This is a genomic window from Terriglobus sp. 2YAB30_2 (assembly GCF_052114765.1).
GTDB lineage: Bacteria > Acidobacteriota > Terriglobia > Terriglobales > Acidobacteriaceae > Terriglobus.
The window spans coordinates 152693-179690 of sequence record NZ_JBFRFJ010000005.1 but is presented as its reverse complement, the minus strand read 5'-3'; the positions used below and the strand labels follow the sequence as shown (position 1 = coordinate 179690).

General features: G+C 57.5%; 21 protein-coding genes and 1 tRNA gene. 17 read left to right on the top strand and 5 right to left on the bottom strand.

Going from position 1 to position 26998, the window contains the following annotated elements:
- From purH to AB4Y89_RS10055, 3 genes are all read left to right on the top strand, one after another.
- Complete coding sequence (gene purH / locus AB4Y89_RS10065) at positions 1–1608, top strand: bifunctional phosphoribosylaminoimidazolecarboxamide formyltransferase/IMP cyclohydrolase (protein WP_442300794.1); 1608 nt, start codon at positions 1–3, stop codon at positions 1606–1608.
- A 207-nt stretch (positions 1609–1815) separates the two neighbouring features.
- On the top strand, positions 1816–3897 hold the full coding sequence (locus tag AB4Y89_RS10060) for a tetratricopeptide repeat protein (RefSeq protein ID WP_442300793.1): 2082 nt from the start codon (positions 1816–1818) through the stop codon (positions 3895–3897).
- Between the two features lie 111 nt (positions 3898–4008).
- On the top strand, positions 4009–5145 hold the full coding sequence (locus AB4Y89_RS10055; protein WP_442300792.1) for a deoxyguanosinetriphosphate triphosphohydrolase family protein: 1137 nt from the start codon (positions 4009–4011) through the stop codon (positions 5143–5145).
- Positions 5146–5159: 14 nt separating this feature from the next.
- On the opposite strand, the gene AB4Y89_RS10050 is transcribed toward AB4Y89_RS10055, so the two are convergent.
- Positions 5160–5846, bottom strand: coding sequence for a queuosine precursor transporter (locus tag AB4Y89_RS10050; protein ID WP_442300791.1), 687 nt, complete (start codon positions 5844–5846; stop codon positions 5160–5162).
- A 66-nt stretch (positions 5847–5912) separates the two neighbouring features.
- On the opposite strand from AB4Y89_RS10050, the gene AB4Y89_RS10045 reads away from it, so the two are divergent.
- The 3 genes from AB4Y89_RS10045 to AB4Y89_RS10035 all read left to right on the top strand — a co-directional run bounded on the left by AB4Y89_RS10045 (position 5913) and on the right by AB4Y89_RS10035 (position 8832).
- Positions 5913–5990, top strand: a tRNA-Glu gene (locus tag AB4Y89_RS10045).
- A 375-nt stretch (positions 5991–6365) separates the two neighbouring features.
- The gene (locus tag AB4Y89_RS10040; RefSeq protein WP_442300790.1) at positions 6366–7268 is read left to right on the top strand and encodes a hypothetical protein; all 903 of its coding nucleotides are present in this window, start codon (positions 6366–6368) and stop codon (positions 7266–7268) included.
- 34 nt (positions 7269–7302) lie between these two features.
- Entirely contained in the window at positions 7303–8832 is a 1530-nt protein-coding gene (locus AB4Y89_RS10035; RefSeq protein WP_442300789.1) for an MBOAT family O-acyltransferase, read from the top strand.
- A gap of 71 nt (positions 8833–8903) precedes the next feature.
- On the opposite strand, the gene AB4Y89_RS10030 is transcribed toward AB4Y89_RS10035, so the two are convergent.
- Positions 8904–9146: an acyl carrier protein gene (locus AB4Y89_RS10030; protein ID WP_442300788.1), complete on the bottom strand. Its 243-nt coding sequence runs from the start codon at positions 9144–9146 to the stop codon at positions 8904–8906.
- Between the two features lie 38 nt (positions 9147–9184).
- On the bottom strand, positions 9185–11029 hold the full coding sequence (locus AB4Y89_RS10025) for an HAD-IIIC family phosphatase (protein WP_442300787.1): 1845 nt from the start codon (positions 11027–11029) through the stop codon (positions 9185–9187).
- 217 nt (positions 11030–11246) lie between these two features.
- Here AB4Y89_RS10025 and AB4Y89_RS10020 point away from each other — a divergent pair, with 217 nt between their 5' ends.
- Together AB4Y89_RS10020 and AB4Y89_RS10015 are read left to right on the top strand one after the other, a co-directional pair.
- A complete protein-coding gene (locus AB4Y89_RS10020; protein ID WP_442300786.1) occupies positions 11247–12131 on the top strand; it encodes a c-type cytochrome in 885 nt (294 codons plus the stop codon).
- Complete coding sequence (locus AB4Y89_RS10015) at positions 12128–13792, top strand: acido-empty-quinoprotein group A (RefSeq protein WP_442300785.1); 1665 nt, start codon at positions 12128–12130, stop codon at positions 13790–13792. The genes AB4Y89_RS10020 and AB4Y89_RS10015 overlap by 4 nt, the downstream gene beginning before the upstream one ends.
- Before the next feature lie 18 nt (positions 13793–13810).
- Here AB4Y89_RS10015 and AB4Y89_RS10010 read toward each other — a convergent pair whose 3' ends face one another.
- Positions 13811–14050: a hypothetical protein gene (locus AB4Y89_RS10010; RefSeq protein ID WP_442300784.1), complete on the bottom strand. Its 240-nt coding sequence runs from the start codon at positions 14048–14050 to the stop codon at positions 13811–13813.
- Between AB4Y89_RS10010 and AB4Y89_RS10005 the strand changes: the two genes are divergently transcribed.
- The 5 genes from AB4Y89_RS10005 (at position 14049) to AB4Y89_RS09985 (ending at position 20595) form a co-directional block, all read left to right on the top strand.
- A complete protein-coding gene (locus AB4Y89_RS10005) occupies positions 14049–16790 on the top strand; it encodes a hypothetical protein (RefSeq protein WP_442300783.1) in 2742 nt (913 codons plus the stop codon). The two genes, AB4Y89_RS10010 and AB4Y89_RS10005, sit on opposite strands and share 2 nt — an antisense overlap.
- 248 nt (positions 16791–17038) lie before the next feature.
- Complete coding sequence (locus tag AB4Y89_RS10000; RefSeq protein WP_442300782.1) at positions 17039–18529, top strand: hypothetical protein; 1491 nt, start codon at positions 17039–17041, stop codon at positions 18527–18529.
- Between the two features lie 232 nt (positions 18530–18761).
- On the top strand, positions 18762–19262 hold the full coding sequence (locus AB4Y89_RS09995; protein WP_442300781.1) for a GtrA family protein: 501 nt from the start codon (positions 18762–18764) through the stop codon (positions 19260–19262).
- A gap of 20 nt (positions 19263–19282) precedes the next feature.
- Positions 19283–20332, top strand: a complete 1050-nt coding sequence (locus tag AB4Y89_RS09990; protein ID WP_442300780.1) for a glycosyltransferase family 2 protein — start codon at positions 19283–19285, stop codon at positions 20330–20332.
- A 50-nt stretch (positions 20333–20382) separates the two neighbouring features.
- Positions 20383–20595: a hypothetical protein gene (locus AB4Y89_RS09985; protein ID WP_442300779.1), complete on the top strand. Its 213-nt coding sequence runs from the start codon at positions 20383–20385 to the stop codon at positions 20593–20595.
- A 181-nt stretch (positions 20596–20776) separates the two neighbouring features.
- Here the strand turns inward: AB4Y89_RS09985 and rfbH are convergent, their stop codons facing one another.
- Positions 20777–22114 (bottom strand): lipopolysaccharide biosynthesis protein RfbH, encoded by a 1338-nt coding sequence (gene rfbH / locus AB4Y89_RS09980; protein ID WP_442300778.1) that lies wholly within the window; start codon positions 22112–22114, stop codon positions 20777–20779.
- Positions 22115–22252: 138 nt separating this feature from the next.
- Between rfbH and rfbF the strand changes: the two genes are divergently transcribed.
- The 4 genes from rfbF (at position 22253) to AB4Y89_RS09960 (ending at position 26997) form a co-directional block, all read left to right on the top strand.
- The gene (gene rfbF / locus AB4Y89_RS09975; protein WP_442300777.1) at positions 22253–23023 is read left to right on the top strand and encodes a glucose-1-phosphate cytidylyltransferase; all 771 of its coding nucleotides are present in this window, start codon (positions 22253–22255) and stop codon (positions 23021–23023) included.
- The gene (gene rfbG / locus AB4Y89_RS09970) at positions 23020–24135 is read left to right on the top strand and encodes a CDP-glucose 4,6-dehydratase (protein ID WP_442300776.1); all 1116 of its coding nucleotides are present in this window, start codon (positions 23020–23022) and stop codon (positions 24133–24135) included. The genes rfbF and rfbG overlap by 4 nt, the downstream gene beginning before the upstream one ends.
- A gap of 486 nt (positions 24136–24621) precedes the next feature.
- A complete protein-coding gene (gene treZ, locus AB4Y89_RS09965; protein WP_442300775.1) occupies positions 24622–26502 on the top strand; it encodes a malto-oligosyltrehalose trehalohydrolase in 1881 nt (626 codons plus the stop codon).
- Between the two features lie 66 nt (positions 26503–26568).
- Entirely contained in the window at positions 26569–26997 is a 429-nt protein-coding gene (locus AB4Y89_RS09960; protein WP_442300774.1) for a hypothetical protein, read from the top strand.
- Position 26998 lies beyond the last annotated feature (1 nt).

The window sequence follows — 26998 nt, the reverse complement described above, 5'->3', positions numbered from 1 at the left end:
ATGACTGATCTGAAGCCTGTGCGCCGCGCCCTCCTCTCCGTCACCGATAAATCCGGACTCACCGACTTTGCCCGCGCCCTGGCCGCGCAGGGCGTCGAACTCGTTTCGACCGGCGGCACCGCGAAGACGCTGCGCGACGCAGGTCTGACCGTTCGCGATATCTCTGATCTCACCGGCTTCCCCGAGATGCTGGATGGACGGGTCAAGACGCTGCACCCCAAGGTCCATGGCGGTATCCTGCATCGCCGTAGCGTTCCAGAGCATGTCGCTGCTGTCCGCGAGCACGGCATCGAGGACATCGACATGGTCGTGGTGAACCTCTATGCCTTTGAGGCCACGGCTGCCAAGCCCGGCGTAACCTTCGGCGAACTAATTGAAAACATTGATATTGGTGGTCCTTCCATGGTGCGCTCTGCCGCCAAGAACTTCGAGGACGTCGCCATCGTCACTCGCGTGACCGACTACACCGCGATCTCCTCAGAGCTTCAGGCCAACAACGGCAAGCTCTCCGGCGAGACCCGCTGGCGCCTTGCCCAGACTGCCTTTGCCACCACCGCCGCCTACGACTCCGCCATCGCCGCTACCCTGGCGAAACTTCCCTACGCCGGGCCGGAAACGGTTCTGACGCAGCCGGAGGCTAAAGCCGGAGAGTACCCCCAGCACCTTGAGCTCGGCTTCAAGCTGGCGCAAACCCTCCGCTACGGTGAGAATCCGCACCAGTCGGCAGCGCTTTACCTTGATCCTTCCGGCAAAGGCATCGCCGCCGGGAAACAATTGCAGGGTAAAGAGTTGTCGTTCAATAACCTGGTAGATCTGGATGCCTGCTGGGAGCTCGCCAGCGAATTTGCTGAGCCTGCGGTCGCCATCATCAAGCACACCAACCCTTGCGGCGCCGCCACCGGCACTTCGGTCGCCGACGCCTACGTCCGCGCCCTGGCAGCCGATCCCATCTCTGCCTTTGGCGGTGTGATTGGCGTCAACCGGGTGGTCGACGAAGCTGCGGCCGCTGAAATGGCCAAGCTATTCGTCGAGGCTATCGCTGCGCCCGGCTTCACTCCTGAGGCTCAGACCATCTTTGCCGCGAAGAAGAATCTGCGGCTCGTTGAGGTGAAGGCTCACCCGGCGCTGCAGGTCATCAAGCAGATCTCCGGCGGCCTGCTGCTGCAGGATGCCGACCGCAAGCGTATTGAAGCCGGCGACCTGAAGATCGTCACCCACCGCGAGCCCACGCCGGAGGAGCTGACAGCCCTGCTCTTCGCCTGGCGTGTCTGTAAGCATGTGAAATCAAACGCGATTGTCTACGCTCGTGCCGAGGCCCATGGCCATGAGGTCTTCGGTCAGACCGTCGGTATCGGCGCCGGGCAGATGTCGCGTGTGGACGCTGCCAAGTTCGGAGCCCTGAAGGCGGTTCTGCCACTGGCCGGTACCGTTGCCGCCTCTGACGCCTTCTTCCCCTTCCCCGACGGTCTGGAAACCGTAGCAGCGGCAGGAGCGACAGCAGTCATTCAGCCCGGCGGCTCGGTCAAGGATACTGACGTCATTGCTGCCGCCAACCGGCTCAACCTGGCGATGGTATTCACTGGAATTCGTCACTTCCGTCACGGATAGAGCATCTTCCCTGCAGGTGCGATGTAGAGTTGCTGCATCCATGGGCGTTTTCCGCAATGAAAACGCCGCTGCACGCCCCTTTCGGGATATCCAGCAACAGGGAAAATGCTCTAGTCTAATAGGGATGCTGACGCTTGTCGGCATCCCACCTGTGGGTACAATCGTCTAACCCCAAGTGACGCGGCTACCAGCCGCCCCTAGGACCTGATGACATTCTTCCGGCGTATCTTTTCGGCTCGTCCAGTCTTTCTCACGGCGGCTGCGCTGCTGGCCACCCTGCCCGCTGCTGCACAACAGAAGAACGCGCCTGAGCCGCCCAAGGGTCCTGATCGTTCCGCGGCTTACTACCACTACAGCCTCGCCCACATGTATGAAGAGCTGGCCATCAACCAGGGCCGCACCGATTACGCCACGCAGGCGATCGAAGAGTACAAGCTGGCGTTGAATGCAGACTCTGACTCTGCACAGTTGCAGAATGGTCTTGCCGATCTTTATCTGAAGCTTGGCCGCGTCCGCGAAGCTGTTTCGGTCGCGCAGGAACAGGTCAAGAAGAATCCCGATGATGTGGACGCCCACAACATTCTGGGCAAGATCTATCTCCGCTCGCTTGGCGATGGAACCCCAAACAATCAGTCGCAACAGATGCTGCAGTTGGCCCTTGCCGAGTACAAGGCCATCGTCCGCCTGAAGCCGGACAGCGTGGAAGATCATCTTCTGCTGGGTCAGCTCTATGCCCTGAACCACGAGAACGATAAGGCTGAAGCAGAGCTGAAGACGGCGCAGAAGCTTGACGGAACCTCGGAAGAGGTTATCCTCGCGATGGTTCGCCTCTATGGGGAACAGAACCAGTACGACCGTATTGCGCAGCTCATCAACGCGCTGCCCGTCACGGATCGTACCGCGCGGATGGAGTATTCACTGGGTCTGACCTATGACCAGTTGAAGAAGCCCAAAGAGGCTGCCGCCGCCTATCAGCGCTCTCTTGATATCGACAACGACAACCTTGACGCGCAGCGCGGTCTTGCCAGTGCTTTGCTGCTGGACGGCCAGTTCGATGCGGCTCTGAAGCAGTACCGGGACATCGTCACCGCGGAACCACAGGATGCGCAGTCGTATATCCGCATCTCCGAGATCCAGCGCCGGCAGGGGCACTACGACGAGGCGCTCACCACGCTCAAGAAGGCCAAGACCCTGGTCACGGACTCACTTGAGCTCAGCTACAACGAAGCTTTGCTCTACGATTCACTCGGCCGCTTCGATGATGCGGTCGCGACGCTGACCAAGCTGCTCGGCGACACTGCCCACGCTGATGGCAACTACACCGACGGCGAAAAGAACAATCGCGGACTCTTCCTCGATCGCCTTGGCATTGTGCTCAAGGAACAAGGTAAGACCGTCCAGGCCGTCGACGCCTATAAGCAGATTATCGCCCTCGGCGGCGATAACGTCTCCCGTGGCTATATGGGTGAGGTTGATGCCTATCGCGACAACCATGAGTGGGCGAAGATGACTGCCGCTGCGGCTGAGGCGGCCAAGGCTCTGCCCAAGGACAAATCGGTCCAGATGGTGTATGCCGGAACGCTCGCCGATACCGGCAAGGTTGACGAAGCGATTACGATTGCCAAGGGCCAGCTTGGCGGGGACGACGATCGCGATACCCGCATGCAGCTTGCGCAGATGTACATCCGGCTGAAGCGCTGGAAGGATGCAGACGAGCAGCTTTCTCAGGTGGAAGGCATCACCTCGCGTAACGAAGATAAGATCTACCTCTACTTCTCGCGCGGCACGCTGGCAGAGCGGCAGAAGCTCTTTGATCAGGCCGAGATTGAGTTCCGCAAGGTCCTTACGATCGACCCCAACAATGCCGCCACCCTCAACTATCTGGGTTATATGCTGGCCGATCGCGGGCAGAAGCTGAACGAAGCCGTCGACATGGTCCGCAAGGCTGTAGAGCTCGATCCGCAGAACGGAGCCTATCTCGATTCTCTCGGCTGGGCTTACTTCAAGAGCGGACAGTACACGCTTGCCGAAGAGTACCTGCTGAAGGCGAAGGATCGTATCTCGACCGACCCGACAGTCTATGACCATCTTGGTGAGCTTTATCTCCAGACCGGCAAGCTGAAGCAGGCCGTCACCTGGTGGGAACGCTCGATGAAGGAGTACAAGATGGCTCTTGCTCCGGACGCCGATCCGGCCGACCAGGCCAAGGTGCAGAAGAAGCTCGACAGCGCCCGCGTCAAGCTCGCGCGCGCTACGCCTTCGCGTACCTCAGCCCTGCAGGACAAGTAACCAGGCAGTTTCGTTGCCAAGCAGAAGGCCAGCCCCGGGCTGGCCTTCTGCTTTTTCCTTAACCCGCCGGCTGATAGCCTGCTCTTAGGAGCTTCTTTTCGTATCGATCGCATGTCGACCTTGCGCAAACCCTATGCAGTACGCGGCGATGCGGACGATCCGCTGATCCAGCGCAAATGGCCCTATCCGGAGCGGATGTCGCGCTCGCCGTTTGAACGCGATCGCGATCGCGTCGTGGGGTCACGCGCCTTTCGCCGACTGGCCGGCAAGACGCAGGTCTTCTCCACCCGTACCTCAGACCACTTTCGCTCACGCCTGACCCACTCGATTGAGGTCGCCCAGATCGCACGCGAGGTCGCCTCTGCTCTTGGCCTGAACGTCGAACTCGCCGAGACTCTCGCCCTGGTTCACGACATCGGGCATCCACCGTATGGTCATACCGGCGAGCGCGCCATTGACGAGTGCCTGCAGCCATTCGGTCTGCGGTTCGATCACAATCTGCAGGCTCTGCGCACGGTCGAACGCTTCGAGCAGCGCTACGCCGCGCATCGCGGCCTGAACCTCACTCTCGGTGTCCGGGAAGGTATCATCAAACACTCGCGTGACTACCCGGCCGATAAATATCCGAAGCTTGCAGAATACTTCCTCGGCCGGCGACCACCGCTCGAAGCGCAGATTATCGATCTGGTTGACGAGGTTGCCTATCTGACCGCCGACCTTGACGATGGCGTCGAATCAAAGATTCTGGAAGTCAACGACCTCTGCGAAAACCTCACCATCTTCCGCGGGTTCTATGAGTTCGTACACCGCCAACATCCGGGCGTGGAACAGAAGTATCTCTTCCACGAGGCGCTGCAGTGGATGCAACATCGTCTGACCGACGACGTCATCAACAACGTCACGCGCCAGCTCGAAGAGCTGGGAATTGAGACGCTGGAGCAGATTCGCGAATACCCCTATCGCATCGCGATCTTTTCGCCGGAGATCGAGGCCATGCGGCTGGAAGAAAAGCGCTATCTCTACGAAGCTCTCTATACCTGCGGCCCACTGGATGTGGAGCGCAAGCATGGCGTTATCGTCATCAAGTCGCTCTTTAACTACTGGGTGAAGAACCCCAGCCAGCTTCCCAGCAACTACTACGGCGACCTGGAGACCGAGGGTGTGCCCCGCACCGTTGCCGACTACATCGCCGGCATGACCGATTCCTACATCCTCGATCAGTACGGGGCATTAGTTACCAAGCTCTAGAGGTTCATCAATCTCTATTCGGCGAAGTGAAAGGGATTGAAGCTGGTATGCCGATCAAAGGCATCCGCGCCCTCTGACCGCTTCAACCAGCCAACCACGGCGTAGGTTACCGGCGTAGCGAGCACCTCATAGACCACCTTCAACAGATAGCCGGTCACGATCAGACGTCCGATATCGGCCCACGGAAGCGTGAAACCGAAGGTGAGCGTGATTACGACGGCAGTATCAACGGCCTGGCCGACGATGGTGGAACCCACCGTGCGCGTCCACAGCATCTTGCCGTTGGTGACCAGCTTCAGCCGCGCCAGGGTGTAGCTATTGGCGAACTCTCCCAGAAAATACGCAATAATGCTGGCAAACAGGATGCGAGGGATAAAGCCGAAGACGGTCTCAAAGGCCGCCTGGTTATGCCATCCGCTGGCTGCAGGCAATGAGATCGTAATGGTGGCCATCACATACAGCAGAGCTGTCCCGAAGAAACCGAGCCAGATCGCCCGGCGCGATGCTCCGTAGCCGTAGACCTCGGTAAAAACGTCTCCGAAGATGTAGGTGATGGGGAACAGGATCACCGCACCGCTGACCTCCAGTGGTCCGATACGGCAGATCTTCTGTGCCACCAGGTTGCTGACCAGCAGAATAACGACAAATGCGGTGATCAGGGCATCAAGGTACTTGTATCCGTGCGGCTGTATTTTTGACATGAGCTTCCAGTATTGATAGCGTAATAGAGGCCTGCAATGCTGCGCCAAGGCACTTCAGCCTTAAGCGTCCCCGTCGTCTAGCCCGGCCTAGGACACCGCCCTTTCACGGCGATAACACGGGTTCGAATCCCGTCGGGGACGCCAAATACACTTCCAGAGAATTTCAATAAACTCACTCCTACGCGCATGAGACGTAGACACTGACGTGCGCTACCCGGAGTCGGACCAATCCATGGAAGAGCGCGCGGGCATAGACCGTGAAGGAATTTGCGCACTTGTTCAATCCTCTGAATCTGCAGTCTATAGCTCCCTTATATGAAGAGCGGAGATGTCAGCCTCTCCTGCTCAGATCTATGTATGCGCCGGTCCTGCTAGCTATATTTATGCAGCAGTAAGCTGGCCCAAAATGGGGGTGTGGCATACTAAACTCTAGCCGCAAATTCAAAAATCAGGGGCATCGGGTTGAGACCGTCTGTTGAGAACGGCGCGCGGAAAGCACTGGAAAATAGGCGGGCCAAGTTGCTCTACCTCCTGCCGATAGTAGCTGCGCCTCTTCTGATGTTTGCCGCCGCGTTCGTGATTATTCCAAGCAAATGGTTTGCGTTGCGCGCGGGCAATACCTACATGGCCAACCTGGGCTATGGGGCAGAACTCAACGGACGCGATTGCCAGGTGCTGGTGTACGGCGACTCCACGGCGATGGTAGGGGCTGATCCGAAGGTTATTGCGGAGAAGTCCGGTCTTACGGCGTGCAACATCGCGGAGTTTGGCGGGGTAACGCTGGTGAGCGGTACGGAGCCGGTGGACAAGTTTCTGTCACAGAATCCACGTCCGAAATATATTGTCTTCCTCTACGCTCCGGAGGGACTCAGCCGTCCGTTCGCGTGGGAGCATGTGGGCTTCTTTGAGGCAATCACCTATCGGGTGCGCGAGGAGCATACGCTGGGCACGGCATGGACGCTGGCGATGCATCCCGGACCAACGCTGGGATGGGCTGAGCAGGGATTGCGCATGGCGTTGACTCGCGTGAAGTCGAAGCCGATTTCAGAGGAAAAGGCGCACGTGCGTGAGCGGGACCTCGGGCAGTTGAAGGTGGTCAATATACCGGACCTGCAGAGCTGCAGTATGCCAACGCGTTTGTATGAACCGGATCCCACGTGGATTGCGGGTCTGCGGTCGAAGTATAGCGGGAATGGCACGACAGTAGTAGTCGATGCAACGCCAGTGATGAACTGCGATCAAGGAATTCCCTTCTATCAAGCACATCTGGCAGGACTGGTGGACGACCTGCCGTTGCCGGAGTACCCGGTGACGGACTACGCGGATGAGCACGGCCAAAGGATGCATATGAATGCCAAGGGTGCGGCCAAGGTTTCGGCGATGATAGGCAATCAGATTCGCGCGATGCAGGGAGAACGCTGATAGCTTGCTCTTCTCTTCGAATATTTTCATCTTTATGTTTCTGCCGATAGCGCTGATTGGGTATCAGCTTCTATCGCGTTTTGGACGGCCCGCGCTTCTTTTCTGGCTGACTGCCTCTTCGTTGTTCTTCTACGGCTACTGGAACCCGATCTACCTGCTGCTTCTGTGCGGGTCGATGTTGATGAACTTTCTGGTCTCGACACGCGTGGAAGAGGGCAGAAGCGAGAATAGTCGCAGCCGATGGCTGATCAGCGGCATCGTCGTCAATCTTTCGCTGCTGGTCTATTACAAATATCTGTTTCCGATGCTGAACTTCCTGCACGCCCATGGCGCGGTGCCGCGCGGGTTTGCGAATGTGATTCTGCCACTGGGCATCTCGTTCTTTACGTTCACGCAGATTGCGTACCTGATCGACGTTCGCCAGAATATTGCGAAGAAGCAAGGGCTGCTTCCGTACTCGGTGTTCGTAACCGTCTTTCCGCACCTGATTGCCGGACCGATTATCCATCCGCGAGAGTTGATGCCACAGCTGGAAGAGGGCCGTATTGGCGGGCTGCGGTCCGACAACCTGGCCTTGGGCGTGACCTGGTTCATGCTTGGACTGGGGAAGAAGGTGCTGATTGCGGATCGCGTGGCTCCGCTGGCGGATGCCATGTTCGGTCACGTCCATGCGGCCGGCTTTACGACGACGTGGATGGGCATCCTGAGCTATGCGGTGCAGTTGTACTTCGACTTCTCCGGTTATTCGGATATGGCGCTTGGGCTGGCGAAGATGTTCGGCCTGGATTTCCCGGTTAACTTCAACTCTCCCTTCAAGTCGCAGAGTGTGATCGAATTCTGGACGCGTTGGCATATGACGCTGTCTCGCTATCTGAACGAGTATCTCTATACGCCAATCGTGCGCCAGGTAAACGGATGGCGGATGGACGCGGGCAAGAAGGTTTCAAAGAAGGCACAGACCACTCCTGAAGGGTTTGCGAGCATGGTGGCGTTTCCCTTGATGACGACCATGTTTCTGGCCGGCGTCTGGCATGGGGCAGGGCTGCAGTATCTTGTCTTCGGCTTGCTGCATGGCTTCTATCTCACGGTGAACCACGCGTGGCGGTTATGGACACCGCGCGGGCATCGTCTGCACCAGTTGGTTCCGGCGCCGGTGATGATTCTGCTGACATTCGTATGCGTACTGGTGGGCATGGTCTTCTTCCGGGCGGCGAATGTAGGCGACGGATGCTACGTGGTCGGCACGATGTTTGGATTGCATGGCGCGGGTACGGCTTATGCGGGATTTCCGTATCTGAGTGAGCTTCCGGCGATCTCGAAGTTTATGGGTAATCTGAAGCCGGCGACGCTGGCGATCGGGTTTGCGTTGCTGATCGTGTGGGGCGCTCCGAATACGCAGGAGATTCTGGGGCAGACGGATAAGGATCACGTCTGGCTACCGACACTGCTGCCGCGATTAAAGTGGCGGGTAAATGCAGTATGGAGCCTGGGAATCACGGCGATGTTCGTAGCTGTGATCTTGCTGCTCGATGCTACGACGCGGTTCTTGTACTTCCAGTTTTAGCGCTCGCGACTACATGGAGAAAATATCGCCGGAGGCCGGCTTCGCTGCCGCCTCCGGCGTTTGCCTTGTAGCTAGGCAAGCTTGGTTTGAATGAGGTCGGCCATGTCACCGACGTTCTTGAGATCCTGCAACTCGCCGAGGGCGAACTTGATCTTGTAGCGCTTCTCGACAGCCGTCACCAGATTGATGTGTGCCAAAGAATCCCAGTCTTCGACGGTACTGGCGTTCGACTTTGAGGTAAGAACGAGGTCCGGCTGATCAAGCACATCGCGGAAGATGTCTTGCAACTCCAAAAGAATTGCGCTGCTGTCCATAGGGCTCCTGATTTTAGGCGAAGTATAGCATTGGGTGGTTAGAGTTCTGTGTTATCGAGCACGCGGATGTGAGCGTTGCGCGGCGTGTATTCATGCAGGTCGAAGACATAGGTTTTGACTCCATCTTCGGTCTCTGAGACGGGGTTGAAGCCTAGCTTGTCGTAGTGGTCGGCGACCATGCCGTTCTTCTTCGTGGGAATGTAAGTTCCGCGCAGTGCAGTGACGCCGATAGCCCGCGCCTGGCGGACGAGCTCATCGAGCATAGCTTGTTCCATGTCGCGCTTGAGGACACGGCAGCTCATAAGCCAGAGCTCGATGTCGAGCTCTGTACCCTGCTTTTGGCCGAGCACTATAGAGATAAGACCATTGTCGCCGAAGCGGTCAGTGAGCTTGCCGTAGATACCGATGGCATCGGGGTTGATGGCAGCGGCTTCGATCTCGTGCTGGGCGTAGCGGCGGGTGGTGAGGTTGAACTGGTTGGTCTTGTTGGTGAGCTGCGTGATGCGATCGAGGTAGAGCGGCTTGAAGCGGGCAATCTCGGCGGTCATCTCGAGAGAGTCGAGATACTCGCCGTAGTCGGCGAACTTGGACTCGAAGGCGGCTCGCTGAGAGTTCTCCTGGTAGAGGGCGGCGCGCTCGATGTCTTCCTTGGAGAAAGAGGTTTGCTCGAAATAGCGGCCTGCTTCGATGACGCGGGCGTAGTGCGAGACTTCGCTGCCGATGTTGGGGACGGCGATGCCTGCGACCTGGCCTTCGACGATGGCGCGCTCGGCGGGGTTATCGTCGACGAAGACGAAGGAGTCGGCGCCGAGGTTGAGCTCTCGGGCGATGGCCTCGATGTTCTGATGCTTCGGGTCCCAGTTGGCCTTGAAGCAGGAGATGTGCTCGAGTTTCAGGACAGAGTCGGGATGCTCAAAACCCTGCTTCGCTATCTCCTCGTTGTTCTTGGAACAGACGGCGAGAAGGATGCCACGGTTGCGGAGGGATAGGCAGTACTCCTGGAAAGCGGTATAGGCCTCTGCGAGGGGTGTCTCGCGGCCGATGGCGATCTTGTCGACACCGTCGTCGCCGATGACGCCGCCCCATAGGGTGTTGTCGAGGTCAAGGACGAGGACCTTGCGGGTTTTGCCATAGATACCGCGGACGAGGGCGGCGAGTGACAGGGCGAGGGCGTGAGATCCCTCGGGGGTGGTGTGGAGCTTGTAGGAGAACCAACGCTCGGCGTCGAACCAGCGATCGAGGCCGACGCGGGCGGCGATGGTGGCTACGTCGTTGATGAGGAGCTTGTTTGTGGCAGACGCTGCGAAGGCGCGATTGAGCTCATTGACGAAGCGGGTGTGGCCACCGGGGAGCGATGCATCGAGATTGCCGAGGATGGTTTCAATGGGCGGCTCGAAGTTGTTCTGGATGATGGTGCAGTTGAGCTTTTCGCCGAGGGAGGTCCAGATCTGCCGGTAGCGGTGGAGCTCTGCTTCGAGGTACTGGGTGAGGTCGGCCTCGGTGGCGTTGATGGGCGGGAAAGCCTGGATGTCGCGGACGGAGGTGTGGAGGTAGACGATGTCCGGGGCGAAGGCAATGAGGGCCTCCGGGGAGTGCACGGCGTCCACGTAGAAGCGGCCGTACTCCGCCTGATGCAGGGCAGGAAGGAACCCGGATTCGAGGAGATGGAGCTCGAGCAGATCGGCGACTTCATTCGTCGTGCCGCCGCCCAGGATGGCAATGCGGACCGGGCGGAGGTGAGGGCGGGCAGAGAGCCGTCGCTTCAGGCCCTTTCGCTTCATGAGGATGTCCTCAAGGGCGAAGGTGGAGAGAAGGGGGACTTCGGTGTCGCTCATAGGACCAAGGATACCGTGTTCGAGCCGGTTCAGGCCTTTGGGCTCCATCCGGCCCGGCTCCCTTGAACGCACCTTCACGGGTTCGAATCCCGTTGGGGACGCCAAAATAATGATGTTGTTGGACATCCCCGCCGCCCGCACAAAATGACCAGACGTCACCTGGCGAGCCAATTCTTCGCTCCGCAAGCTATACTTTTCGCGAACGAGGCCTTCGCGACTAGCGAAGGGAAAAGTTCCGCATAGAAAAGGGGCTCTTGAAGCGGGCATGACGAGAACACGAGCGATTCTGCTGTCAGTAACTGGCCTGCTCTGTTTGTCCGCGCTGCCTGACGCGTTCCATTTCCAGCCCGTCCTCGTCGCCGCTCAGGAGCCGGAGTACCATCCCCAGCAGCTGAGCCAACAAGCTCCACCCCCTGCCCGTCGCCCCCGTCGCCGTATGGACTCGCACACTGCACTCGGCCTCGGGCGTCTGCCTGACGCTGAAGCTGCCAAGCGCGGCGAGCCGCTCTACAACCAGAACTGCAACGCCTGCCATGGCGAAGGTGCACGCGGGGGCATCGGCCCCAACCTCGTCCGCTCCGTGCTGGTGCTGCATGACGATGACGACTCTGAGATCGCCAAGGTCATTCGCGGTGGTCGCCCTCAGGCAGGCATGCCTCCCTTCAGTCAACTCACCGACCAGCAGCAGCACGATATCGCCGAGTACCTGCACCAGCTCGTTGAGTTAGCTGCCAACCGGGGTCTCTATAAAGGCGCCGAGACCATGACCTCCGGCAACGTCGACAAGGGTAAAGCCTTCTTCGTTGCCAACTGTGCCTCCTGCCATTCCGTCACTGGTGATCTCGCCGGCATCGGAACGAAATACTCGCAGCCTTCGGCTCTTATCATGCGCATCGCGTGGCCCGCCGATCACGGCCCAGTCACCGCAAGCGTCACCACCCTTGAGGGACACAAACTCACCGGCACCCTCGAGCACTACGACGACTTCGAGACCACGCTTAAGACCGACGATGGCAAAACCTCCACGTGGAGCACCGACTCCGTGCACGTTGAGATCCCGGACAAGCTCGCCGGTCACCGTGCTCTGCTGCCCAGGTACTCCGACAACGACCTCCACGACCTGACCCGTTATCTACTGACAATCAAATGAAGCCGAAGACCCTGCTCACATCCCGCTTCTTATGCACGGCACTCTTCGGGGCACTCACCGCCGCGTCTCTCAGTATCTCCGCGTTCGCGCAGGAGACCGCAGCCCCCGCTCTTGATCCCAAGGCGCTCACACTCTTCTCCAAACCCGCCGACGTATGGCCCACCTACAACGGCGACTACTCGGGGCGCCGCTACATTTCGCTCGATCAGGTCAATCAAAAGAACATCACCGACCTCAAGGTGAAATGGAAGTACAAGATCGATGGTGTCACCATTCGCGGCAGCGGGAACCCCACTATTAAGTCCACGCCTTTGATGGTAGGTGGCGTCCTCTACTTCACCGTCCCCGACCACGTGTTCGCAGTCGATGCCCGCACTGGCAAGGAGCGCTGGCATTACGACTTTGAAGATCACGGCGGTCACGTCCTCGGGCAACGCGGCGTGGGCATGTACGGCAAGTGGATCTATTTCCTCACTCCCGACGGCTGGTTCATCTCGCTCGATTCGGGAACAGGAAAAGAACGTTGGCGCAAGAAAGTCGCTGACGAGAAGCTGCAGTACTTCACCACGATGGCGGCTGTTATGGTGAAGAACCACATCATCATCGGCGTCGGCGGTGATGCCATGGATGTGCGCGGTTATCTCGAGTCGCGCGACCCGGAGACCGGCGAGCTGCAATGGCGGTGGTGGTCCGAACCGAGGAAGATGGGAGATCCCGGTTCCGAGACCTGGCCGACGCAGGCTGCCATGGATCACGGCGGCGGCATGACCTGGATGCCCGGCACCTATGACCCCGAACTGAACCTGATCTACTGGGGCACCGGCAACACCAACCCGGTCTATGCCGGGCAGAGCCGCAAGGGCGCTAACCTTTACACCGACTCCATCGTTGCGCTCGATCCCGATAGCGGCAAGATGAAATGGTACTTCCAGGGCTCCCCGCACGATACCCACGACTGGGACAACGTCGAGACTCCGATCCTGTTCGACATGACCATCGACGGCAAGCCGCGCAAGCTGCTGGCTCAGGCCGCCCGCTGCGGCTACTTCTTCGTGCTCGACCGCGAGACCGGTAAGAACCTCGTTTCAAAGCCGTTCACCCTCACGGCCAACTGGTCCATGGGACTTGATAAGCGTGGCCAGCCCATTCCCAACCCGGATAAGGACCCCAAGGTCGACGGCTCGATGGTCGACGTACCTGCAAACGGGGCCACCAACTGGCCCGCGCCAAGCTACAGCCCGCAGACCGGACTCTTTTACGTGAACGCCAGCGAAGGCTACAGTATCGCCTGGCTGTATGACACTTCGAAGGACCCCCAGGGGTACGCCGGTGGAGCGAGCGGCCGCATCGACTCCAAGTCCTCTCTGATCGCTCTGGATACGAAGACCGGCGATGTCCGCTGGAAACACGTCGCGAAGTCCGGCGAAGGAGAGGGAGGCGGCATGACCGGGGGCATCCTCACCACTTCGGGCGACCTGCTCTTTACCGGAGACTCAGACCGCCTCGCCGCCTTCGATCCAGCGAACGGAAAGATCCTCTGGTCTTCGAAGCTGGGAACTGCCGTGAGCAACGGCCCATCTACCTGGGAACTCGACGGGACTCAGAACGTCATCGTCGGAGCGGGCGATACTCTCTACAGCTTTACGCTGGGCGGAAAGTAGATCGTCCTGCATCAAAAATCACGCTTCTTTCAGAAGTTGTAAGAATTGCAAAATGGTTCTAGCTGGCTCGCCAAATTGAGAACGCCGATCGCCCTTAGGAGGCAGCATGAAGGTGTTGCGACGGTTCGTTGTTGGCTTGGTTGCTGGCGAATGTTTGTCTACCTGCGATAGCGTCAAACCACGTGGTCTCGTATCGCGATCCGGAATTCGCCATTGATTCCAGCTGTAGGTCGAACGAACTGGAGCTACGATCGCCATGAAGCCTATCTTCTTAGCACTGTTCCTGCTCGCGACATCCATGCTGGGGCAGACACCATCAGCGCCCCATAGCCGGCAATCCTGGTGCCTTTGCACAGCGAAGGTGCGCAGAACGATCGCCTTCGCCGAGGGTAAGCTGTATTCCGAGAGCTGGATGGATGGGAGCAACAGCCGTGAACTACAGAGGGGCTTAAGACCCGCTGAGTTCCGTGTGACGTGGAACGGCCAGGAGGTGGCCAGCACGGACGGCGAATGGTCGCTGCATTCCGCGCACAAGCAGCCAAACGCTGACGGATCCTGGGAACTGGATTTGATGCTGACGCATGGGACGCTTGAGGTAACGAAGTCTTACGTGGTCTACCCCGGAAGCTCCATCATTCGTGAATGGGCAACTTACAAAAATACAGGGCCGGCCGCTGTTGACATTTCCGATCCCCACTTTTTAGACATTGGCACGCAGCTCGGCGACCTGGGCACCATCGACCTGGATTGGATGACGGGTGGTGAGAACCGGCCGGGATCGTGGATGCTGAAAACTGAATCGCCGAGTGCGGGCCGCGACCGAAACTTCGACTCGTACGATCCCTTCCCTGGCGCGACGAATTCCAGATTCGGATTCAAAATGGGCAGCGCTACCTATGCCCCCTGGTTCGCGTTATTCGATCGCGCGCAGCAAGAAGGAATCGTGGTTGGCTTCGACTACTTCGGCCGATGGGCTTCCAGCTTCAGGCCCAATGCAGATCAATCGATATCGATGCAGTTGAAAGTCGCGGGCTACCATCAGTCGCTGGCGCCGGGTGCTTCGGTGACGACGCCGAAAGCATTTACCGGTATCTTCCGTAACGATCTGGACAACGCCGGCAACGAAGTTCTGGACTGGCAGTATCAGTATCTGTGGGACTACACGCGGGCTGGCTGGTTCCCTGCCATCCGCATGGCGGGCTGGTGGTCGAATGGGACGCCTTGGAAGGATCCGGGGAATACCTGGGTTGGCGGCAATGGTGACGCCGCATCCGCATTCCGCAAAGTTTTTCGCTTATCGGACCTGATGAGCGAGGTCGGTGCAGATGTCTATCACCGTGATTGGGGCTGGTGGGACCGCGCGGGCGACTGGGGTGGCCCCGACTTCCGAACGATGGGCGAATATTTGCGGAAGCATGACATGGGGCAACTTGTTTATGCCTTCATCTATACGGTGGACAAGCGCTCCAAAGTGGCACAGGAGCATCCGGACTGGCTTTTGAGCAACACGCTGGACATGTCGAACCCGGCAGTCGTTCGCTTCCTTGAGGGCCAGTTGGACGAATTTGCAAATCGGTTTGGTCCCTTCGAATGGCGCAATGACAGCACCCCCACCGCGACACGCGGCACAGATGACACTTCTCTGCTGGGACAGGATCAGGGGTTCCGCATAATTCTCAAAACCTTCCTCGATCGGCATCCCGGCTACGCATTTCAGGGTGTGAATGACGGAGGCAATAATGCAGGATATGACTATGCCCGCTATGCTTCGAGCATCTCGTTCAGCGACGGTGCGGTCGGCATTCTTCGTAACTACTGGGCTTCGCTGATTTTGCCTCCAGATAAATCGAGCGATATTGCGGATAACTGGAAACCAGAGCAATATGACAAGGCCTTGTGGCGTGGACTGCTGACCATCAACTTTGACATGTCGGGAGATACATGGAGTCCGTCGAAGCTGGAGGGAGTGCGGAATCTAATCGACATTTACCACTACCTTGAACACGTGGGCCTGGTGGGTCGCTGGGTCCACGTCTATCGCCCCGCTGTGCGGGGCGACGATCCAACCATGTATTTCGAGCGGTTGAGCCGCGATGGGAACCGCGGCATCATCATTCTCAAGCACGTTGCTGCCGGACCTGTGGTTGTATGGCCAAAAGGGCTTAACCCCGCAAACAAATATCTGGTCTCTTATCAGGAATCGGACCAAGGCGAGTCCAGGACGGGCGCCGACCTGATGAAGTCAGGCATCACCCTCAATCACCAGGCTGCCGGCGAACTGATCTACCTGAATGTCCCTTTCCATCCGGACAGCAGGCTTTATCGCGCAAAACCGACATCGCCCGCCGATGTGCGTAAGGCGAGTGCCAGTAATATGGGCTATCCCGGCGTCGAGATAAGGTGGGGTCCGGCTCACGATGAACAATGGATTTCCTATTACGAAGTGGCACGCGACGGAGCCGTGATCGATAAGGTCGCCAAGGGAACTTACTTTTTCGATCACTCCGCAGGCGCCGACCTGGGCGCCCAGTATGCAGTGAGAGCTGTCAATGGCGGAGGGTTGGCCTCCCCGTTCGCGGAGGCGGCCGGTTCCGTCGCGGCGACTCGCGGTATCGTGCTTGACGATGTTTCGCCGACGGGACTGTCCTACACCGGAGACTGGAAACACGAAGTCAAACTGCAACCGGCGTACGCCGGCACTCTGACCTCGTCCTCGGAGAAAGGTGCAGCCGTGGAGTTCAAGTTCGAGGGAACGGGGTTCACCTGGTTCACGCGCCTTTGCGGAGAATGCGGCGAAGCTGAAGTCAACATCGACGGTCAAGATGTGGCCGGCATCGACACGTATTCAGCGGATGACATCTTCGGGGTGGGTATCTATAGCAAGAGCTTCGCTACTGCCGGAGAACATCAGGTGAAGATCACAGTTCTGGGAAAACATGCGGGACCTCGTGGGGCGGGGACACGTGTTTACCTGGACGGAATCCGTATAGCCAGGTAAGCCAAACTTCCGGAACACCATCAGCGCCCCCCTTACAGCACTTCGCTTTTTACTGCGCTGCAAGATGGGCATGGCATAATCGCACTATCATCGGCGGCAAGAGAGCTAGCAGTCAGGGTGCGCTACACTGGCGACACACCTGTCATTCAAATCGGGTGCACGCTCATCCCGAACAATAAATTTTTGAGATAGGGGTTTTGCCCATGGAGAGAGCGCCGACGGCTCGTCTTGCAGGAATTTTTCGGCCCGTGACCATTGCGATACTTTGCCTCGCTACCTTGTTTTTTGTGTATCGCTCGATCCACTGGAGCTGGCAGTGGGACACTTCTGCCATGCATTACGTCAGCTTTTTCATAGATCACGGCAAGGCTCCGTACCGCGACATCGTTGACATGAACATGCCTGGTTCCTACTTCCTGGAAGGCTGGGCGTTGCGGATCTTTGGACCTGGCGATCTCGGCTGGCGGATGTATGACTTCTTTCTGCTCGCCGTTACGACCGCATCCATGATCGTGATCGCCTGGCCGTATGACTGGCTGGCAGGGCTATTTGGCGGAGCGATGTTCACTCTCATCCATGGAGCCGAGGGGGCGGGAAATGCCGCCCAACGGGAAGAGGTCATGACAGTCCTGATCGTGGCCGGAATTGCCTTTGCCTTCTCAGCTCTGCGGGCAAGGCGCCCCCTGCTGATGCTTCCGTTCGGCTTTCTGGTCTGGTTGGCCGTCTCGCTAAAGCCTACGGTTGCCCCCCTGGGCATCGTTCTTCTGCTGATGTCAATCCCTCCGCTGCGGAGACGCAAAGAAGCAGTCATTCCTTATATGGGATTTGCGCTTCTGGGTTTCGCCGCCGCGTCATGCATCATCGTGGGGTTCCTGCTCAGATATCATGCCACGGGTGATTTCCTGAGCATCACGAAGCGCCTTCTGCCCTACTACGCGGGGGTAGGAAATCTTGGAATCGGCAGGCTTATCAGCCTTCTTCCTCCGCGTACGGCGTTTATTCCGCTACTGCTGATCACACTGATTCTTACCCTCAGGAACAAGGACTGGAAGAACTGGGAGCGACAGGCTCTCGCGGTGGCAATATGCTTCGGAGTGGTTTCCTTCGTCGCTCAGCGGAAGGGCTTCGCCTACCATCGTTATCCACTTTCGGCCTTCCTGCTTTTGTGGATGGGGCTGGAGTTCTTCCGCGCCATGAAGATGCAAGGATGGATGCGCAGCCTGGGATTTACAGGCGCCGCCGGCCTTCTCCTGCTGATTCCCGGGTATTGCATTTCAATCTATCAGGCAAAGCCAAACGTTGAACTGACAGACGCACTTATGCAGGATCTGAATCGCCTGGGTGGGCCGAAACTACAGAACCAGGTGCAGTGCCTTGACATGGTATCCGGCTGTCTTGGCGCGCTGTACCGTCTTGGCCTGGTCCATCACACAGGATTCCTGGGTGATTTTATGCTCTTCGGTCCGCCCGGGAGCCAGCCCTCTGCTTACTACCGCAATATGTTTCTGGAGGGTGCTCAGCGCAATCCTCCTGGGGTCATCGTTCTGACAACATCTGGACTCGCCCAGCCGGAATCGTTCGAAAAGATCGCGCAATGGCCACAGTTTGTTGAGTTTCTCAACTCCAACTACTCTTTGGATGTAACCCGTATGTTCGATCCCATCAACCCACGCGGGTACAGAATCTATCTATTGAAATCCGGGCATGCGGCGTTGACTGATGCTCGTTTGCAACGCTAGAACATTTTCCTGTGTAGTGGAGGGCTTCCGCATCGGGTGGCGTTTTCCGCAATGAAAACGTCACTGCGCTCCTCGTCAGGGATACCCGCAACTGGGAAATGCTCCACGGCATTGCTTCCTTTATGTGGCAATATCGCCGATTTTTGAGAGAATAGAGACTATGATCAGCAACGGTCCCAGCCTTTCCCCAGAGGCTTCCACGGTTCCTCAGCCAGGAATTGCGGGAAAGATCATGCGATTGTTTCCGGCGCGGGAGGTCCTGCGATATCTCGTCGTGGGAATGGGAAACGCGTTGTTTGGATACGGCTGTTATGCCGGCTTCGTCGCGCTGTACAGTCACTTACTCCCTGCGCGCTATCTTCCTTTCACGGTCGATCTTGCGTCCATCACCGCGACCCCTATTGGGGTGACAATGTCTTTTCTTACCTATAAGACCTTCGTCTTTCGCACCAAGGGAAACTATCTCAAAGAGTGGCTTCGCTGCTTTGCCGTCTATGGCAGCGCGACGATTCCCGGTCTCTTCATCCTTCCGGTCCTCACCAAGCTGCTGCAATCAATCGCTCTGCTCCGCGGCATCGCACCTTACCTTGCAGGCGCTCTGGTTATGGGAGGCACAACGATTTATACATACCTGGCGCACAAAAACTTCTCCTTTTCACGGCGCAATTCAGATAAACCTGGCCTTTCAAACCAATCGAATCCCGCGGTAGCTACAGAACGCCATACTGCTTAGAAGCTGCATTCCATATCGAGGTGCCCTTGAAGACGATCAGCATCGTAACGCCTTGCTACAACGAACAGGATAACGTCGAGGAGCTTTATCGGCAGGTTCGCAACGTGATGGCTGGAATCGGGCGCTATCGTTACGAGCACATCTTCATCGACAACAGCTCACTTGATAACACGGTGCCGATTCTTAAGCGCCTGGCGGCGTCTGACCCCAATGTGAAGGTCATCATCAATGCCCGCAACTTCGGGCACATACGGTCTCCAATGCACGCGCTGCTGCAGGCATCGGGTGACGCCGTCGTGCAGATCGTCGCGGACCTGCAAGATCCCACCAGCATGATCGTCCCCTTCGTCGAAGAGTGGGAAGCCGGTTCTTATATGGTGATCGGAATCAAGAAGACAAGCGAGGAGCACTCGCTGGTCTTCTTCCTTCGCAAGCAGTATTACAGGATTGCAGAGCGGCTTTCGAACATCGAGACCTTTCAAAACTTCACAGGCTTTGGTCTCTACGATCGCAAGGTGATTGAGTATGTCAGATCGTTTGGCGACCCGTATCCGTACCTGCGCGGAATGCTTGCGGAGATCGGCCTTCCACACAAGAAGATCTATTACGATCAGCCCAGGCGCAAGTTCGGCATCACGAAGAATAACTGGTACACGCTTTATGACATTGGAATGCTGGGGATCATCAACCACTCCAGGGTTCCGCTGCGGCTGGCCACATTCATTGGTTTCGGTGGCGCGGCTCTTTCGCTGTTTGTCGCAATCGCTTACACCATAGCCAAAGTCCTCTTCTGGAATACCTTCAGTCTGGGCCTGGCGCCAACCCTCATCGGGGTGTTCTTCATCGCGTCCATTCAACTGGTCTTCATGGGGGTCATGGGAGAGTATGTGGGTGCGATTTACACCCAGGTGCAGAAGCGGCCTTATGCCGTTGAACTCGATCGGATTAACTTCGACATCGAGCCCCAGGTACCTACGGCTGTCCCTCAAACTCGATCGATAGAATACAAAACAGCCAGTATGAATTCCATGGAGCCGCACGTCCAGACGATCGAAATGGAAGGGACCTAGAAGAGCCGATAACGCTAAAGCCGCTTCCTGAATCCGCTCTAGAGGACATCTTGCGCGCCCTCGGGGAGATCTTCAACCTGGGCTCAGAGGAGGCGATCAGCATTGTCGATCTGGCTCATCGCGTCACGGCGACGCTCAACCCCAGCATCGATGTGACGGTTGCCAAGCGGGCGCCTGAAGGCAACATCCCCCTGGAGTACGTTCCGTCCGTGCAAAAGGCGCAGCGCCTACTGAACCTGCGACCGACCGTTGGTCTGGATTGAGTCCATCCGGCGGATGGCCGGATGGAACGGTTTCAAACCAAAGTAGATGCAATCGCGCCTGGGTTAGAGCATTTCCCTGTAGGTGTAGAGTAAAGTTTCCGCATCTATGGGCGTTTTCCGCAATGAAGACACCGCTGCACGCCTCTTCCGGGATACCCAGCACCAGGGAAAACGCTCTAGTCTAGAGGACCTTCAGCCCTTCATCGACCGAGACGGCAAACTCAGTCATCGTCTTAGCGATGAAGTCCAGCATCTCTGTGGTCAGCCCGGGATAGACACCGATCCAGAAGACCTGGTTCATCACGTAGTCGGTATTGGCGAGGTCGCCAATCACGCGGTATTCGTAACCTTCATATGCCGGCTGGCGAAGCAGGTTTCCCGCGAACAGAAGGCGCGTGCCGATCTTCTGTGCTTCAAGCGCGCGGGTCAGTTGGTCGCGCGTAAATGGCGCATCGGTCTTCACGCCGATGGGGAAACCGAACCAGCTGGGATCCGAATTCTCGCCCGCCACCGGGAGCAGAAGAAACTCTTCGAGCGGCTTCAACGCATTTCTCAAATAAGCGAAGTTCTCTTTCCGCTTTTCGATGAACTGGGGCAGCTTTTCGATCTGCGAGACGCCGAGCGCAGCCTGCATGTCGGTCGCCTTCAGGTTGTAGCCCACATGCGAATAGGTGTACTTGTGATCGTATCCGCAGGGCAGGGTGCCGAGCTGCCAATCAAACCGCTTCCCGCAGGTGTTGTCGACGCCAGGCTCGCACCAGCAGTCACGGCCCCAGTCGCGGAATGAATCGATCAGGACCTGCAGTGCGGGCTTGTCCGTCATCACGGCTCCACCCTCTCCCATGGTGATGTGGTGAGCAGGATAAAAGCTGACGGTGGAGATATCTCCAAAGGTGCCGACTTTCCGGCCCTTGTAGGTCGAACCAAGCGCGTCGCAGCAGTCCTCGACGAGCCAGAGATTGTATTTCTTGCAAAACGCCGTGACCGCGTCCAGATCGAAGACGTTGCCCAGCGTATGTGCGATCATTACGGCCTTGGTCTTCGGACTGTACGCCTCTTCGAGACGCGTAACGTCGATCTCATAGGTAGGCAGAGTGACGTCCAGGAAGACCGGCACGAGCCGGTTCTGCAGGATCGGGTTCACCGTTGTGGGAAATCCTGCGGCCACAGTGATCACTTCATCGCCGGGCTTCAACTGCCGATCCCCCAGCTTAGGGGATGTCAACGCGGTGAGCGCAACAAGATTGGCGGACGACCCTGAGTTAACCAGCGAAGCAGAGCGAACGCCGACAAAGCGCGCAAGCTTCCGCTCGAAGTCCTTCGCAAAGCGCCCTGTCGTAAACCATCCGTCCAACGCGGAGTCGACGACGGAGCAGATATCCTCCGGTCCGATCACTTTGCCGGAGACGGGTACGGCCGATGTGCCTGGCGTAAAATTTTTGGCAGGGAAAGCCTCTGCGTGAAACTGCGCAGTCAACTCGAGGATTTGTTGGCGGATCGCTGCTGCTTTGTCAGTCATCTGTAGAATTAGAATACACAGCAATTTTGTGAGTCGAAAGACGATTCGATCTCCAAGATGGCGATGAGCGCTTTCATCGCTTCTGATCACGACAACTTACCCGTATCATGGTCACATTTTGGCTTCTAAAGGATTGAAATGAAAGCTGTCATTCTTGCCGGTGGTCTTGGCACCCGTATCAGCGAAGAAACTTCCGTCCGCCCTAAACCGATGGTCGAAATTGGCGGCCTTCCCATTCTCTGGCACATCCTCAAAATCTACTCGGCGCATGGCATTAAAGATTTCATCATCTGCTGCGGCTACAAGGGCTACGTAATCAAGGAGTATTTTGCCAACTACTTCCTGCACACCTCCGACGTCACCTTCGATATGAAGGAAAACAAGATGACGGTGCATGATTCGGTGGCCGAACCATGGCGGGTAACGCTCGTGGACACCGGGGACTCGACCGGGACAGGCGGACGGCTAAAGCGGGTTGCCCGGTACGTCAAAGACGAAGAAGCCTTCTGCATGACGTATGGCGATGGCGTCTCCGATGTGGATATCACAGCGCTTGTTAATTTTCATCGCTCCCACGGAAAGAGTGCAACGCTGACCAGTGTCCAGCCCGTCGCTCGATTTGGAGGTCTGGGACTTACCGGAACACTAATTCACTCGTTTCACGAAAAGCCGGCTGAAGAAGGCGGCCGGGTCAACGGTGGATTCTTCGTCCTTTCACCAAAAGTACTGGACGATATCACCGATGACCGGCAGATGTTCGAGCGTGAGCCGATTGAGGCATTGGTCGCACGCCAAGAAGTTCATGCCTTCTCTCATCACGGCTTCTGGCAGCCCATGGATACGCTCCGCGACAAGCAGTACCTGGAAGAGCTCTGGAACTCAGGCAATGCTCCGTGGAGGGTCTGGTGACAGCAGCCGAACACGCTCAGACACAGAGATTCTCCTGGCAAGGCCGCAAGGTCTTTCTCACAGGGCACACGGGCTTCAAGGGCGGATGGCTGGCGCTGTGGCTCGCTAAGCTTGGCGCCACGGTTCGCGGCTATGCACTCGATCCCTGCACCGAGCCGAATCTCTTCACGGCTGCTCGTGTAGGCTCGGTGATCGAAGACATCCGTGGGGATATTCGCGACGCGGCAAAGCTGGAAGCCACCATGCAGGAGTTCGCTCCGGAGGTGGTCTTTCATCTCGCGGCGCAGCCGTTAGTTCTTCATTCGTATGAAGACCCAATCGGCACCTACGAGACCAACGTCATCGGCACGGCGAAGGTCCTTGACAGCGTTCGGCGGACTCCGAGCGTTCGTGCCGTCGTCTCCGTCACGACCGACAAGTGCTATGAGAATAAAGAGTGGATATGGCCATATCGCGAGACAGATCCGCTTGGAGGATACGACCCCTATTCCAGCAGCAAGGCTTGTGCCGAGATCGTAAGCGCGGCATACCGGCAGTCGTACTTCCCTGTTGCGCAGCTTGGAAAAGCTCATCAGGTGGCAGTTGCAACGGCGCGAGCCGGAAACGTGATTGGCGGTGGCGACTGGTCAAACGACCGCCTTCTCCCCGACCTTGTCCGCGGATTTCTGTCGCGAAAGCCGGTACTGATCAGACGGCCGCATGCAATCCGTCCATGGCAGCATGTACTCGAACCGCTTCGCGGATACATCCGGCTCGCCGAACAGCTGCTCACACATGATCCCAGATACGCCACCGCCTACAACTTCGGTCCCATCGAAGATGATGCCCGCCCCGTGGCGTGGATTGCGGAGCATATGTCGGCGTTCTGGGGAGACGGCGCCTCGTGGGTTATTGACGACGCGTCATCTCCGCACGAGGCCCACTACCTGAAGCTGGATGCGAGCCGCGCCCGCGCCGATCTTGACTGGGCTCCTTCGCTACGGCTCGATGCCGCGCTGGAGTACCTGGTGCACTGGTATAGAAGCTGGGACTCGCAGGCGGACATGCACGCCTTCACCCTGGGCCAGATCGATAGCTACAGCGCACTCTCCTCCGCCAAAGACATCGTGTAGAGAGCGGGGGCGCGTCCTGCGCCCCCGATTCTCTTGTTGATCAAAGTTGCCGGGTAAAGCCTATTCTCATCCGAGCACTCTACGAATGTGCAGCAGCCCTGTGTGAGCATCTTGGCGCGAGAGTCACCGCCCAAACGAAATCTCTTTCAGCTTGTCGTCCTTCCTCTTCCGGACCTTGCTGAACATGAATCGGAAGGGTTCCCGCCCATTGCAATCTGTGATGCTTGCGCGGGAATCTATGATGCCTGCTCGCTTCTCTTGTCGGAAGCTTTCTCTACGGGAAAGTGCAGGATTCTCGGCACAGATGGCTTCATTCCGCGGCCACAAGTCGATTGATGCCTGCAGAGGAACTCGCAGAGATTTGCCTCATCCTGGCGCAGGCGCTCAATGCTGACTGTATCCGTGCGCATGATGATTGCGAAGATATAGTCCGGGATTATGCTCTAGGGCAGCACTTTCTCTATTGGCTGCATCGCAAGTAGAGCAATGCGCGATTCAATCGGTCGATCTACGAAGCCTCCTCTGGGCGCAACAGTTAGTCCTACCGGCGTTCAATTTCATCTTTGGGCTCCCCATACCAAGCGGGTCGAGCTATTGCTGAATGACGGGAGACGTTATCCGGCGCAGGCTCAAGAGGATGGATATTTCTCCCTACATATTTCAGGCCTGAAACAGGGATGCTTCTACCGCTATGTTCTGGACGGCTGCGGACCTTTCCCAGATCCGGCGTCGCGATTTCAACCTGAAGGACCTCATGGCTGGAGCGAAGTAATCGATCCTTCATCCTATACCTGGACTACCGGCGAATGGCTCCTCCCGAATCTCCAACTCGCCGGCCAGGTGTTGTACGAGCTCCATCTCGGTACATTTACGAAGGAAGGCACCTACCGGGCTGCCGAGCAGGAATTCAAACGCCTTCGCGAGCTTGGCGTGACCGTTTTGGAGATTATGCCGATCCATGAGTTCTGTGGAGAATTCGGCTGGGGCTATGACGGTGTCGCCTTCTTCGCGCCCTATCATCGCTATGGCCGCCCGGATGACTTTCGCCATATGGTCGATGCGGCTCATGCTGAGGGCTTGGCTGTTCTTCTCGATGTCGTTTACAACCACTTCGGCCCCGATGGAAACTGCTTCGGAGAATATTGCCCCGAGTATTTCTCCAGGCGGGCGAGCGAATGGGGAAGTGCTCCGAACTTCGATAACGCACCCGTGCGCGAATACTTCCTGCAGAACGTCGCCGCGTGGATTCACGAATACAGGCTCGATGGCTTGCGCTTTGATGCAACACAGGCGATCGCTGATTCCGGACATCATGAGGAGCATATTCTCGCCTCCATGAGCCGGCGTGCGCGCGAGGCGGCCGGCAATCGGAAGATCATTCTGGTAAGCGAATGCGAGCGTCAATGGTCCCATCAACTTAAGTCGATTGCCGAAGGTGGCCATGGATTCGATGGCATGTGGAATGATGATCTCCATCATTCCATGACGGTTCGCCTTACCGGAAGACGAGAGGCTTATTACAGCGACCACGCAGGAAACCCTCAGGAGTTTATCTCCGCTGCGAAGTATGGCCCTCTCTTCCAGGGGCAATACTATGGATGGCAAAAAGCGCCGCGCGGGACAGATTGCCTGCGCGTTGAACCGTGGCAATGGATCACATTTCTGGAAAACCACGATCAGGTCGCCAATACACTCCGTGGAACCCGCCCTAAAGCCCAGAGCAGCCCCGGAATGTATCGTGCGATGGCGGCCTATTGGTTGCTTACACCAGGCACTCCCATGTTTTTTATGGGGCAGGAGTACGGCTCGGAGCGCCCCTTTCTCTACTTTTCTGATCAAAAGCCGGAGATACACGAGAAAGTTCGAAACGGACGGCTCACTTTTCTGAAGCAGTTCGACTCCGTTCGCGATACCGAGGATCTTGCACACCTTCTTCCCGATCCAGGTAACCCAGACACATTCCAGAGGTGCAAGCTTGGGCCTGACGACCGAGCGACAGAAGAAGCAGCGCAGTACCGCGAGTTCTTCCGCGACCTGCTGCAACTAAGAAGCCACGAGCTGGCGATCGCACAGAAAGGTCGCGGCATGATCGATGGAGCAGTACTGTCCGACAGCTGCTTTCTGCTGCGCTACTTTTCCTCTGAAGACACGCAGCAACCTGACCATCTCCTTCTCGTCAATCTAGGGCAGACGCTCAAGCTCGAACATGTTCCCGAACCATTGCTCGCGCCGCCTGCGGAGACACATTGGAAGATGATCTGGAATAGTGAGCGGCTGAAGTACGGGGGGTTTTCAGTGGCGTTTCCCATCACCGACACAGGTTGGCGGATAAGCGGCCCGGCAGCAATTCTGCTCGCGGCGATATAAAGCGATTCGCAATGCCTCATGTACCGATGCGCAATCGCGGGCACCTACAGCCGGTGTTTTTTGACCATGATCAAATATGCCTTGACGAAGGCGCTTCATACGCATCTTTTCAGTTTTATCAATGGTTTCGAATCGTGGCCAGTTCAGCATTGGATCCAATGGCACCGTCACCTGATCGGCTCACCATCGAATTCTGTCTATAAAGGCATCCTGTTTTTCCAGGATCGTACCGCTGCCGCAACGACTCATTCTCTGGGCGGTGGCGGAGCCATGAAGCTGGTTGGGACCATCTACCTAACCAATACCCGCGCTATCATGCTGGCTAATGCAGCTCAAGTCCAGCAGCTCAACCTACAGGGTGGGTCAGGAAGCGGCACCCAGTTTCAACGAGAGATCATCGTTGGCGCCCTGCAACTGGGCGGCAATGGATCCATCACCATGAACATCAACTCCAGCACGATTTACCACGTCAGTGAGGTCGCACTAGTGCAATAGT

Bases quoted from the DNA above. Each gene is read 5' to 3' on its own strand.
- purH (WP_442300794.1), top strand. From the start codon at position 1: ATGACTGATCTGAAGCCTGTGCGCCGCGCCCTCCTCTCCGTCACCGAT.
- AB4Y89_RS10060 (WP_442300793.1), top strand. From the start codon at position 1,816: ATGACATTCTTCCGGCGTATCTTTTCGGCTCGTCCAGTCTTTCTCACG.
- AB4Y89_RS10055 (WP_442300792.1), top strand. From the start codon at position 4,009: ATGTCGACCTTGCGCAAACCCTATGCAGTACGCGGCGATGCGGACGAT.
- AB4Y89_RS10050 (WP_442300791.1), bottom strand. From the start codon at position 5,846: ATGTCAAAAATACAGCCGCACGGATACAAGTACCTTGATGCCCTGATC.
- AB4Y89_RS10035 (WP_442300789.1), top strand. From the start codon at position 7,303: ATGTTTCTGCCGATAGCGCTGATTGGGTATCAGCTTCTATCGCGTTTT.
- AB4Y89_RS10030 (WP_442300788.1), bottom strand. From the start codon at position 9,146: ATGGACAGCAGCGCAATTCTTTTGGAGTTGCAAGACATCTTCCGCGAT.
- AB4Y89_RS10025 (WP_442300787.1), bottom strand. From the start codon at position 11,029: ATGGAGCCCAAAGGCCTGAACCGGCTCGAACACGGTATCCTTGGTCCT.
- AB4Y89_RS10020 (WP_442300786.1), top strand. From the start codon at position 11,247: ATGACGAGAACACGAGCGATTCTGCTGTCAGTAACTGGCCTGCTCTGT.
- AB4Y89_RS10015 (WP_442300785.1), top strand. From the start codon at position 12,128: ATGAAGCCGAAGACCCTGCTCACATCCCGCTTCTTATGCACGGCACTC.
- AB4Y89_RS10005 (WP_442300783.1), top strand. From the start codon at position 14,049: ATGAAGCCTATCTTCTTAGCACTGTTCCTGCTCGCGACATCCATGCTG.
- AB4Y89_RS10010 (WP_442300784.1), bottom strand. From the start codon at position 14,050: ATGGCGATCGTAGCTCCAGTTCGTTCGACCTACAGCTGGAATCAATGG.
- AB4Y89_RS09995 (WP_442300781.1), top strand. From the start codon at position 18,762: ATGCGATTGTTTCCGGCGCGGGAGGTCCTGCGATATCTCGTCGTGGGA.
- rfbH (WP_442300778.1), bottom strand. From the start codon at position 22,114: ATGACTGACAAAGCAGCAGCGATCCGCCAACAAATCCTCGAGTTGACT.
- rfbF (WP_442300777.1), top strand. From the start codon at position 22,253: ATGAAAGCTGTCATTCTTGCCGGTGGTCTTGGCACCCGTATCAGCGAA.
- treZ (WP_442300775.1), top strand. From the start codon at position 24,622: ATGCGCGATTCAATCGGTCGATCTACGAAGCCTCCTCTGGGCGCAACA.
- AB4Y89_RS09960 (WP_442300774.1), top strand. From the start codon at position 26,569: ATGATCAAATATGCCTTGACGAAGGCGCTTCATACGCATCTTTTCAGT.